A 12,125-nucleotide genomic window follows, 5' to 3' on the forward strand; every position below is an offset into this window, starting at 1 on the left:
ATCAACATCAACATCAACATCAACATCAACATCAACATCAACATTACTTACCACCACCAACTTCAATCAACATTGCCACCCCTGCTCCATCAAATCTAATATTGCACCAATTGGATTTACTCCACCCGATAGTTGTACCATCACCGCCACGGAACATCTACAGCATCATTACCAACACCATTACCAACACCAATTAATATCTTCAACACAAACACGGCTAGCACAATCCACTCAACATTGTCAGCATGAACACGGCAATCACCGCCACAAATCAATTGCAACGTGGGGCGAAAGAACGGTATAAATCCCGAAGAACTAGCCGACCTGAGCTATGTGAGGAGAAAGAACGGTATAAATCCCGTAGAACTAGCCGAACCGAGCAACCGTGGGGGAAAGAGAGTCATTAGTGCCTTAGAATACTGCGAAAAGAGCAACCGTGGGAGAAAGAGGGGCAAAAATGCCCTAGAATACGCCGAAACGAGCGAAGGTGGAGGAAAGAGAGGCAAAAATGCCTTAGAATTCGCCGAAACGAGCGACGAAGGAGGAAGAGAGGCATTAATGCCCTAAAGTACGCCGAAACGAGCGAAGGTGGAGGAAAGAGAGGCAAAAATGCCCTAGAATACGCCGAAACGAGCGACGGAGGAGGAAAGAGAGGCATTAATGCCCTAGAATACGCCGAAACGAGCGAAGGAGGAGGAAAGAGAGGCAAAAATGCCCTAGAATACGCCGAAACGAGCGACGGTGGAGGAAAGAGAGGCAAAAATGCCTTAGAATACGCCGAAACGAGCGACGAAGGAGGAAAGAGAGGCATTAATGCCCTAAAGTACGCCGAAACGAGCAACTGTGGAGGAAACACGGTATTTTTATCCTGGAATACGCCTCCCCCCAACCCCAAAGATCAAAAAGCACATAAACTAACGTTCTCCCATATTCTATAGGCAAATGCCTTTGTTAAAGGGGAGCGACTGGATGTTAAGGATTAGGTTGAATGAGCTGGGGAAAGGGAATGACAATGGTTTGATACAGGCGGATGTATGGAAATGGGATGGCATTGGCTGGAACGAATATATTACTCAGCAGGATGAGGATTTCATACGCACGGAAGAGGAGTTATTCGTCACGATTCCGGCAGAAGCGGGATTATATCGTGTAGATTACTCTAATAAGCCTTTTGAGGCGCCATACTTATTGCCGGAGTGGGTGGGGGACGATCTGCGGACCACGGGTCTGCATCCCGCGCCGTTTAATCTCAAAGAGGGCACACTTTGGGGATATATTAATGACGAAGGCCGTGTTCAGATTGAACCCCGGTACGAATATGCTGAGGATTTTCAGAAGAACGGTCTTGCTGTAGTTCAGCGAAAAAATAGCAGCGGGCTTATTGACAGCACTGGAAGAGAACGAGTGAAGCCGATCTATTCTTTTATTGCGCCTTTTTCGGAAGAGCGCGCGGTCGTGTCGGATGCAAAAGGGTACACTTTTATTGATGAAAAAGGCAAAGAAGTAACGTCCGCCCGGTATGATTATTTGAACTCATTACATGAGGGGCGCGCACTATTTTCAAAACAAAATACAACCGGTGGCCAATCGCTATATGGATATGTGGACGCGCAAGGCAAAGTGGTGCTGCCTGCGATTTATGTAGATGCCAATGATTTTATGAACGGGGTGGCTTTGGTTAAAATCAAAGAAGGAGAGTATGCGCTCATGGATCCCGATGGGAATATTCTGCATACTTATAACCATCCTTTCGTAGGAAGTCCGGGAGAAGGTTTGCTAGCCTATCAAGCGACTGAAAACGGTAAATATGGCTATTTAAATACGGATGGTTCTGTAGCCATTCAACCGCAATTCACCTCTGCGTTACCTTTTTCAGAGGGACGTGCGGTGGTGAATACCGCTGAGGATTATGGCAACGCCTACGGGCTGATTGATAAACATGGGAAAATGATCATCCCGGCAAAATATTATGAAGTATTGCAGCTAGGGGAAGGCAGAGTAGCCATTGGAACGCCTGTATTCCCCAGCCAGCCTTATCGCGGATCACGTTATGTAATTGCAGATGCGGAAACGGGAGCGGTCCTGAGCAATCACACCCTGCTAGGCGTGAACAATTACCAGGAGGGATTGGCTTCTGTATTTGATGCAAAAGATACCTATTTTATCGATAGAAGTGGAAAAAAGGCAGCCCAGCCTCCAGTTATTCCAGGTGCAGGAACACTCACCCTTAGCGGACGTTTGATAAGAGCAGATGTAGATCAACGCACATCTTATTATGATCGGCAGGGAAAGCAGGTTTGGCGCCAAAATGGAGTCATTCCGCTGAGACCTCCCTATTCCGTAGTGGAGAAGAAATACAAACCGAACAGGGATTATCTGGTGTATTATCCGGTCGTTGAAGGGATTGCCAGTGCGGAAGTTTCGCGAGAGGTTAACGATAAGCTGCGCAAGCTATCTCTCGCTGAAGACGTTGGGAGTGGAGGGGTTTCCCAGGACTTTAGTTATAATGGTGATTTTTCAGTCTCTTTCTTCCGTAAAAACCTGCTGGTGCTGGAGCTGACCGGATATCGTTTTCCTTTTGGAGCAGCTCATGGAATGCCTACCAAAATCTATCCGCATATTAATTTGCGCAGCGGCAGGTTCTATAGGCTGGGGGATTTGTTCAAGCCGGGCAGCAGATATGTGGAGAAGCTCAGTAAAATTGTTGGCAAACAGATTGAGAACGATCCACAATATTCATATGTTTTTCCGGATACGTATAAAGGAATTACCTCGGATCAGCCCTTTTTTGTGGATAATGAAGCGTTGTATCTGTATTTCGCACCTTATGAGATTGCTCCGTATTCTGCAGGTTTTCCAACCTTCAGGATTCCTTATGCGGAGATCATGGGATTGATTTCTACGGAGGGCGAGTTCTGGCAGTCGTTTCATTAATCGCCAGGTATCCATAGGTTTGCTGAAGTTGCCGTCCTTTCGGGGAGGGCGACTTTTTTATGCTTTTTTTCGCGAATAACTGGTGAAATGGTATTTTTAGGCAGGAAAATAGCGAAAGAAAGCGAATGTATCTAGGAATCGGAAATCTTACAGTCAAGACTATTATATGTAAAAAATTAGAAGCACACATTTGAGAGATTTATGCTACAATAACTGAGGAACAAATTACAACTTTGTAACATTTGTAGATGGTCACTCTAGGCAGAAGCATATATTACACGCAAGAAAAAAGGAGATGGCAGATTGAAGAACAAGACATTAAAAGCAATCATCGGTGGTAGCGTGGCAGCTGTTATGGCACTTAGTATTTCTCTTCCATTGGAAGCAAATGCGGCATCGAATGAATCGACAGTAACAATAAAAGGCACAAGTTATGAGCAAATATTACAATATTTTAAACAAGCTAATCTTGAGGGATTCCCTTTTTCGAATAGCACAATCGTGGTGACTAAGCCGCAAACTGGAACAGTACCAAACAAAGACAACACGACCACAACTACAACTACAAAACCGGTTACAAAGCCAGCAGACACAACTACTGTAACAAAGCCGACAGATAATACAACTACAACAGGTGCTGTAAGCAATAAAGGAACCTATGTTCAGCAAATCGTAACTCTGGTAAACAAAGAACGTGCAGCAGCTGGTTTGTCACCTGTAGCTGGATTGGACAGCCTGCACAAAGTTGCCGCTACAAAAGCTACGGATATGCGTTCGAATAACTATTTTTCACATACTTCACCTACGTATGGTTCACCTTTTGATATGATGAAATCCTTTGGCATCACTTATAAAGCCGCAGGCGAGAACATCGCAATGGGACAAAAAACACCAGAAGAAGTAATGAAGGCATGGATGAATAGTCCAGGTCACCGCGCTAATATTTTGAATGCTAACTTCAATTATATCGGTGTAGGTTATGATAATAATTACTGGGTTCAAGAGTTTATTGGTAAATAATACGAGTAGATGCTTCAGGAAGAAATCGTTCTCCGATGTAAGTCGGGGAGCGGTTTTTTTTGTGTGGTGAAGATTAAAAATGCAACAAAAAAAGAAGCAAGGAACTTGTCCTTACTTCTCCTGTCTAGCTCTATGGGTTATGCAGGGGTCGAACCTGCGACCTGCCGATTAAGAGTCGGCTGCTCTACCAGCTAAGCTAATAACCCGTAATGTCTAAAGAGTCAACGGTGAATATTATATAATGGCATTAATTAAAAAGCCAGTATTTTTTTATTTTCAAAAAAGTCCACACTCGTTACTCGGCAAAAACACTGTAACAGCGGGATTTTTTTCTCTGCTAGACATTTGCAAAACTTGCATGGAAGAATTATGTTTATGTAACATAGTTAAGATCTTTGTAAATTGTGGAACAATACATAATAGAACGGCATACGGAGGGATAGCTTTGAAGGATTCGAAATGGACATGGCGCAGCGTCAGCTTGATTTCCATAGTAACAACTATAGTTTTGCTGGTTGGTTTAGTTTATGCGGTTAAAGATATTATCTATCCGGTCGGAGAGGTTACCGAGAGCAGCTTGCCTCAGCAAACAGTCGCACCGGTGACGGAGACTGTCAAGCTCCTCAAAATTGTTGCGCTCGGGGATTCGCTTACCAAGGGAACTGGCGATAACACCGGAGAAGGGTTTGTTAAGCGTACGGTTACTGGTTTATCTGCAAAAGGTGTCACCGTAGACTTTTTAGGCAATATGGGGATTAACGGGTTGACTACTGCGGGGCTGTTAAGCAAACTGAACGAAGATGGTGTGGAGTATGCCTTGCGCATGTCGAATGTTGTTTTGCTTTCCGTCGGAGGAAATGATCTGTTTAAGGATTCGGATATTCTTGAGAATAATGGGGCGCAGCAAGGAAACACAACTTCATCAACCTCTGAGCAGGAGCTGACTCCAGAGTCTTTATTAGCCGCTCTGCCAGAAGCAGCAGCTAGACTGGAGAAGATTCTCGATAAAATCTCACAGATCAATCCGAATGCGCAAGTTTACTATATGGGGCTGTATAATCCCTTTGGCGATATTCCAGAATTACTGGCACCAGGCAATCAAGCGGTAACGAAGTGGAATAATACGGCAATGGATATTATTAATAAGCATAGCAACATGACCTTGGTTCCTACGTTTGACTTGTTTAACAGACATTTGGACAAGTATCTATCCACCGATCATTTTCATCCTAATGGTGATGGCTATCAGCGAATCGGAGAACGGTTCATACAGGCTGTGCAGTAGTATATAGGTGAGTGTTAAATTTTGCAGTAAGATCATGTAGGTAAATGCCCTTTGAGCAAGTACAAACCGAGAAAATGACAGTCACAAGGAGCTAAATTAAATATGACAAAAACGAATAGTGAAGACTCCGGCACAGTCGTCTTGTCTGTAGACGGGGTACGTAAAAAAATAGGACGAAAATGGATTATAGATGATGTCACTTTCGATGTGAGAGAAGGGGAAATCTTCGGCTTTCTCGGGCCTAATGGCGCTGGGAAGACGACTACGATCCGCATGCTTGTGGATTTGATTCGACCTACTGAGGGCAAGATTACAGTATGTGGGTACAATGTGAACCGAAATCCGGAAAAAGCATTGCAATATGTAGGCTCTATCGTTGAGAATCCTGAGGTGTATACCTATTTGACCGGATGGGAGAATTTGCAGCATTTTGCCCGGATGCAGCCTGGCGTAGACAATGAACGTATTAGCGAAGTGGTAGATATTGTTCGATTAGATCAGCGGATACATGATAAGGTAAGTACATACTCGCTTGGGATGAGACAACGATTAGGCATTGCGCAGGCGTTGTTGGGACGTCCACGGCTGCTTATTTTGGACGAGCCGACGAATGGACTTGACCCTAAAGGCATTAAAGAGCTGCGGGAATTCATTCGCAAGCTGGCGGATGAAGGGCTGGCGGTGTTCGTATCGAGCCATCTACTTAGTGAAATTCAGCTTCTTTGCGACCGTGTAGCGATTATTAGTAAAGGGCGTGTATTGGCAGTAGGTGCGGTAGATGAGCTGATCGCTCGTAATTCGCCGTATGTACTTTGGGAGCTGGAGCCTTTTGCTGAGGCCCGGGAAATGCTGGCTGATCGTTCAGATGTTCAAATTCAGAAACTGGAAGACGTCACTTTGGATGACTCAATTATTGCCGGGATGGGCTCCAATTCTTTAATAACGATCATGGATCAGGATCTGATCCCCGAGATTGTGGCCGTAATGGTTACTGCTGAAATCGAGGTGAGGGCTGTGCATAAAATTAATCCGACACTGGAACAGCTATTCTTGAAACTAACGGAGGGTGAGAATGTTGAGTAACTTGCTTCCGCTAATCCGTAATGAGTGCTTGAAGATTATAAAAAAGAAACGGTTTTATGTTATACTGCTGATTCTGATTGTACTGGTGCCTATGTTCACCTATGCACAGATGCGTTCAGCCGAACGGAGCCGGGAGAAGTTTAATTCCGATTGGCGGCTTGAGATCCAGCAGCAGATTATCGATAATCAAAATTCACTGGGAAGTGACCGGATTCCAGAGGAATGGAAGACTTATCGGCGAATATTTGTACAACAGCTTCAGTATTATCTTCACCATGACGTTAATCCGAATGAACCTAGCGGGGTTACCTTTACCCGAGAATTTATGGATAATTCGGTTACATTATTTATTCCGTTGCTCATTATGGCGGTGGCCTCAGATTTGGTCTCGGCCGAAAGGACAACCGGAACTATCAAAATGCTGTTGACTAGGCCGGTCAAGCGGTGGAAGGTGCTTTTTAGCAAAATGACAGCACTGTTAATGTTTGTCTCGCTTATCGTACTTTCCACATTTGCAATCAGTTACTTTATCTCTGGTCTCGCCTTTGGTTTTAAAGGTTTTAACATTCCTGTTTTTACAGGCTTTAAAATCAGTGGTGATTCGCTAGATATGTCTACTGTACATGCAGTGCCCCAGTGGAAATATATGCTTATGCAAGGTGGTTTGATTTGGTTCGTCAGCGTAGTGGTTGCACTGCTCGCGTTCATGATCTCGGTGCTTGTTCGCAGTACTGCGGCGAGTATAGTAGTTATGATGGCAGCGCTGATTGCAGGTAGTATACTGACCAATATGGCCTCTGCCTGGACAACAGCGAAATATTTATTTATGGTAAATCTTGGACTGACCAGCTATTTGTCTGGTACTCCCGCCCCCATTGAAGGGATGTCCTTGTCATTTTCCATGGCTGTGCTGGCTGTATGGGGGGCCGCTTCGGTGATCATTTCATTCGCCGTCTTTACGAAAAGGGATATTTTGAATTAGAATGAACAAAGTGACCAAAACGTTTGTTTGCATTTCTTAGAAATATAGGAGAGTATAATTTCACGTTATATTCTATCCTCAGGTTTTTGGCAGTAACGGATACCGTTCTTAACAAAAAGGACGGCCAAGCCGTTTCTTCTTAGTATAGAGAAAAGAAGGAGGAGCATGAATGCTCGAACAGATCGATATGTTTGCTGAAGTTTCTAATAACGGCGAGAATGGCCGTACTGGATACGATGCTGACGACATTCAAGTGCTCGAGGGTCTGGTTGCAGTACGCAAACGACCTGGCATGTATATCGGCAGTACGAGTTCTTCAGGACTACATCATTTAGTATGGGAAATCGTAGATAATGCCGTAGATGAGCATTTAGCCAAGTATTGTACAAAGATTGACATACTGCTTCGCAAGGATGGCTCGGTAACCGTTAGCGATAATGGACGGGGGATCCCAACTGGAATGCATAAGACAGGGGTACCTACCCCGCAAGTTGTATTTACAATTTTGCATGCGGGCGGTAAGTTCGGTGGATCTGGTTATAAAAAATCAGGCGGTTTGCATGGCGTAGGGGCTTCTGTCACAAACGCTTTGTCTGAATGGCTCGAAGTCGAAATTTATCGTGAGGGCAAAATCCATCGGCAGCGGTTTGAGTACTGGGTGGACAAGAAGGGCAAAGAGCATGTTGGCGAACCTGTAACTGGTCTTGAAGTTCTGGGTAACACCAATAAAACGGGTTCGAAAATTACTTTCAAGCCAGATATTCGTGTCTTCCCAAATGGAATTGCTCTGAATTATGACACGCTGGCAGAGCGGGTTCAGGAGATTGCTTTTCTGAATTCCGGTCTGCGTATTACACTGCAAGATGAGCGGAGCAACCGTCAGGATGAGTTCTTTTATGAAGGCGGAGCCAGTCAATTTGTGCAGTTCCTCAACGAAGGTAAGGATGTACTCCATGATGTTATTCATTTCAGTGCAGAAAAGGATGATATCGAGGTGGAAGTAGCTCTGCAATACAACGGAGGCTATACAGAAACCTTGGCTTCCTTCGTAAACTCCATTCCAACTCGCAGCGGGGGCACACATGAGACCGGCTTTAAAACTGCGTACACTCGTGTATTAAATGAATATGCCCGCCGCACGCAATTGCTTAAAGAAAAAGATAAAAACCTGGAAGGTAATGATCTGCGGGAAGGCATGATGGCTGTCATCAGTGTAAAAATGTCCGAGGTTGAATTTGTTGGACAGACTAAGGATCAGCTTGGCAGTGCTTCCGCCCGTAGTGCAGTAGATTATATCGTTTCTGAAAATATGGCGCGTTTCTTGGAAGAGAACCCACAAGTTGCGCAGAGCCTGCTGAAGAAATCGATTCAAGCGTCGAAAGCCCGGGAAGCGGCACGTAAAGCCCGCGATGAGATCCGCACGGGTAAGAAACGCAGTGAAAGCTCGAATCTTGGAGGTAAGCTGTCTCCTGCACAATCAAAGGACGTTACACGTACGGAGCTGTTCATCGTGGAAGGTGATTCCGCCGGTGGTTCGGCTAAGCAAGGCCGTGACTCTAAGATTCAAGCGATATTGCCGCTAAAAGGTAAACCGATGAATCCGGAGAAAGCTAAGCTGCTGGACATCCTGAAGAACGACGAGTATAAAGCAATTATATCTACAATAGGTGCTGGAATTGGTCCGGATTTCACTGTCGAAGACAGCAATTATTCCAAAATTATCATTATGACCGATGCCGATACCGATGGAGCGCATATTCAGGTGCTGCTGCTGACATTTTTCTATCGTTATATGAAGCCTTTATTAGATGCAGGCAAGGTCTTTATCGCTCAGCCTCCACTTTATAAGTTGACCCGCAAAACGGGTAAGCTGGAGACCGTAAGGTATGCCTGGAGTGATGAAGAGCTGCAAAATTACTTAAAGGAATTCGGCAAAAACTTCGAGCTTCAGCGTTATAAAGGATTGGGTGAGATGAACCCCGATCAGCTGTGGGAGACGACGATGAATCCAGAATCGCGTACGCTGCTTCAGGTACAGATTGAGGATGCTGCTAAGGCGGAGCGCCGTGTTTCAACACTTATGGGTGACAAAGTCGATCCACGTAAACGCTGGATTGTTGAAAATGTCGATTTCACCGAAATTGTAGAGTAATGTCAGTGCTGCAAGTGACGATAATCCCGATTTTCTAAGAGCTTGGTGATTTATGGGACCTAGGGGGATTTTGGAACTGTAGGAGCGATAGTGCCCGGAATTCCAAAAATCCCTGAAGTACCTGAGGATCACTACACTATTTTAAAACGGGCAGTTTGAGGAACAGAAGGTGAGCAAAGTGAGTAGTTTATCAGAACAATTTTTGCCGGCATTTCTGGAAGAGGTCGTCGGTGACCGCTTTGGTCGGTATTCCAAATATATTATTCAGGACCGGGCAATCCCCGATGTCCGTGATGGACTTAAACCCGTGCAGCGCCGGATTCTTTATGCGATGTACGACTCCGGCAACACGCCTGACAAGCCGTACCGCAAGTCAGCTAAAACTGTCGGAGATGTAATGGGTAATTACCATCCACATGGTGACTCCTCTATTTACGATGGTATGGTACGTATGGCACAGCCTTGGAAGATGGGGCATGTGCTAGTTGACGGTCACGGCAACTGGGGCTCCATGGACGATGACCCAGCAGCGGCAATGCGTTATACAGAAGCACGGCTGTCTCCCATTGCAATGGAGATGATGCGTGATATCGAGAAGCGGACGGTCTTGTTTAAAGATAACTTTGACAATACCGCCAAAGAGCCTGTTGTGGTTCCTTCCCGTTATCCGAATCTGCTCGTAAATGGCACGAGTGGGATTTCTGCTGGTTTTGCCACTGAAATTCCGCCACATAATCTGCGTGAAGTAATTGACGCCTGTATCGCAGTGATGCAGAAACCAAATATTGAGCTGGAAGAAATTATGACCTTCATGAAAGGTCCGGATTTCCCTACAGGCGGCACGATCATGGGCGGAGACGGCATCATGGATGCTTACCGCACTGGTAAAGGCCGTATTTACCTGCGCTCCAAGACGGAGATTGAGAATATGCGGGGCGGCAAGCAGCAAATCGTGATCACAGAAGTACCATTCCAGATTGTAAAATCACGGCTGGTTACTTCCATGGAGAATATTCGTCTGGAGAAAAAGATCGATGGCATTGCCGAGGTTCGTGATGAGAGCGGCCGTGAGGGACTGCGGATTGTAGTCGAACTCAAAAAAGAGGCGGATGCTCAAGGCGTGTTGGCGTATCTGCTCAAAAAAACCGATCTTCAAATCACCTATAACTTCAATATGGTTGCTATTGTTAACAAAGCACCTCAGCAGCTTGGTCTAAAAGCCATCCTGGAAGCTTATATCGCGCATCAGCGTGAAGTTGTGACTCATCGCACCCAGTTCGATCTGGAACGCGCTGAAGACCGTGCTCATGTTTTAGAGGGTTTAGTTAAAGCACTGAACATCCTGGATGAGGTCATCGCTGCGATCAAAGCGTCGAAAAACCGTCAGGATGCTCAAAACAATCTCGTATGGATGTTCGGCTTCAGTGAACGCCAAGCCGATTCGATCCTTACTTTGCAATTGTATCGTCTGACCAATCTGGAGATCACTTCACTCCAGAAAGAGTTAGATGAAATGATGGCAAAGATTACACATCTGCGTGGCATTTTGGAAAGCGACAAAAAGCTAGTTGCTGTGATCCGTAAGGAACTGCTGGAGATTCGCGACAAATACGGCATTGATCGCCGTTCTCTGATTCAAGGCGAAGTCGAGGAACTCAAGGTTAGCCTTGAAGCGCTGGTCAACGCGGAGGATGTGCTCGTTGCTCTTTCAGCAGATGGTTATATTAAGCGGACTAGTATGCTTTCCTTCACCCGTTCTGGTGGGGAGCGTCATACCTCAGGAGTCAAAGAAGGCGACCATATCGTCAGGCTGCTGGATGTAAATACCCGTGACAGTCTGCTGGTATTTACCCGCAAGGGGCAATACTTCTTGCTTCCTGTGCACCAGATTCCGGAGTTTAAATGGAAAGAGCCTGGTACAGCGATTGTGAATGTTATTGGATTGTCTAAAGGGGATGGAATCGTTAGTGTGATTCCGGTTAATAATCTAGATGATCCGCAGCAGAGCCTTGTGTTTGTCACCCGTCGGGGTCAGGTGAAGCGTACAGAGCTCAAGGAATACTCTACAAGCCGTTCTGGAGCTGTAGCGGCCTGTAAGGTAGCCGAGGGTGATGAGATCATTACAGTGGCTTCTAGTACGAATGACAAGGACATTGTGCTGGTCACCCGTGAGGGAATGAGTATCCGATTCCATGAGAATGAGGTTAACCCTATGGGGCGCGTTGCATCTGGTGTAAGAGGAATTCAGCTGCGCGAGGGCGACGAGGTGATTTCCTGCTTCTGGGTCAGCGAAGATGAAGGCGAAATCCTTGCCATTTCTGATATTGGTTATGCGAAACGTTCATTACTTGTGGATTATCCATCACAAAGCCGTGGTGGCAAAGGAATGCCAACCTTCGAATTCAAGGAAGGCAAACGAATTCGTCCAAATGGCAGCAGATTAGCAGGGGCTTTCTATTGCAAGGAGCCGTTGGAACTGAACGCTGTTACCCGTGAGAATGCCCACCATACGTTCTCCTCTGAATCAGCGCCGCTGGGCGAGCGTCGTTCTACAGGCAAACAAATTGTAGCTGTGGAGAAAAAGGATGAGATCATAAATCTTTTCCCATCAGTTCATTAAAACTAGCGATTAACAAGTGAATTTATAACGGCGTTTAGTCCGCTCTTTT

The 12,125-nt window shown here is 45.6% G+C and carries 9 protein-coding genes and 1 tRNA gene; 9 read left to right on the top strand and 1 reads right to left on the bottom strand.

Features of this window, described 5'->3' with window-relative positions; genetic code table 11:
* The 4 genes from MHH60_RS30000 to MHH60_RS30015 form a co-directional block, all read left to right on the top strand.
* On the top strand, nucleotides 1-197 hold a 197-nt coding region (locus MHH60_RS30000), incomplete at its 5' end, for a hypothetical protein (RefSeq protein WP_341161195.1).
* An 85-nt stretch (nucleotides 198-282) separates the two neighbouring features.
* Nucleotides 283-567, top strand: coding sequence for a hypothetical protein (locus MHH60_RS30005; protein ID WP_076134648.1), 285 nt, complete (start codon nucleotides 283-285; stop codon nucleotides 565-567).
* Nucleotides 568-969: 402 nt separating this feature from the next.
* Nucleotides 970-2,934 carry a WG repeat-containing protein gene (locus MHH60_RS30010; RefSeq protein WP_076134647.1) on the top strand — a complete coding sequence of 655 codons (1,965 nt, stop codon included), beginning with the start codon at nucleotides 970-972 and terminating at the stop codon, nucleotides 2,932-2,934.
* Between the two features lie 303 nt (nucleotides 2,935-3,237).
* On the top strand, nucleotides 3,238-3,954 hold the full coding sequence (locus tag MHH60_RS30015; RefSeq protein ID WP_036685704.1) for a CAP domain-containing protein: 717 nt from the start codon (nucleotides 3,238-3,240) through the stop codon (nucleotides 3,952-3,954).
* Nucleotides 3,955-4,087: 133 nt separating this feature from the next.
* Here MHH60_RS30015 and MHH60_RS30020 read toward each other — a convergent pair.
* Nucleotides 4,088-4,160, bottom strand: a tRNA-Lys gene (locus tag MHH60_RS30020).
* Nucleotides 4,161-4,399: 239 nt separating this feature from the next.
* On the opposite strand from MHH60_RS30020, the gene MHH60_RS30025 reads away from it, so the two are divergent.
* The 5 genes from MHH60_RS30025 (at nucleotide 4,400) to gyrA (ending at nucleotide 12,076) form a co-directional block, all read left to right on the top strand.
* On the top strand, nucleotides 4,400-5,239 hold the full coding sequence (locus tag MHH60_RS30025) for a GDSL-type esterase/lipase family protein (RefSeq protein ID WP_076134646.1): 840 nt from the start codon (nucleotides 4,400-4,402) through the stop codon (nucleotides 5,237-5,239).
* A gap of 102 nt (nucleotides 5,240-5,341) precedes the next feature.
* Nucleotides 5,342-6,322 carry an ABC transporter ATP-binding protein gene (locus MHH60_RS30030; RefSeq protein ID WP_076134645.1) on the top strand — a complete coding sequence of 327 codons (981 nt, stop codon included), beginning with the start codon at nucleotides 5,342-5,344 and terminating at the stop codon, nucleotides 6,320-6,322.
* Nucleotides 6,315-7,304, top strand: coding sequence for an ABC transporter permease (locus MHH60_RS30035; protein WP_036685819.1), 990 nt, complete (start codon nucleotides 6,315-6,317; stop codon nucleotides 7,302-7,304). Before MHH60_RS30030 ends, MHH60_RS30035 begins: the two co-directional genes overlap by 8 nt.
* A 169-nt stretch (nucleotides 7,305-7,473) precedes the next feature.
* Nucleotides 7,474-9,456, top strand: coding sequence for a DNA topoisomerase IV subunit B (gene parE / locus MHH60_RS30040; RefSeq protein WP_076127597.1), 1,983 nt, complete (start codon nucleotides 7,474-7,476; stop codon nucleotides 9,454-9,456).
* A 178-nt stretch (nucleotides 9,457-9,634) separates the two neighbouring features.
* Complete coding sequence (gene gyrA / locus MHH60_RS30045) at nucleotides 9,635-12,076, top strand: DNA gyrase subunit A (protein WP_076134644.1); 2,442 nt, start codon at nucleotides 9,635-9,637, stop codon at nucleotides 12,074-12,076.
* The last annotated feature ends 49 nt before the right edge of the window (nucleotides 12,077-12,125 follow it).

It is taken from the genome of Paenibacillus sp. FSL H7-0716 (assembly GCF_038002705.1).
GTDB classification, from domain to species: domain Bacteria; phylum Bacillota; class Bacilli; order Paenibacillales; family Paenibacillaceae; genus Paenibacillus_AQ; species Paenibacillus_AQ odorifer.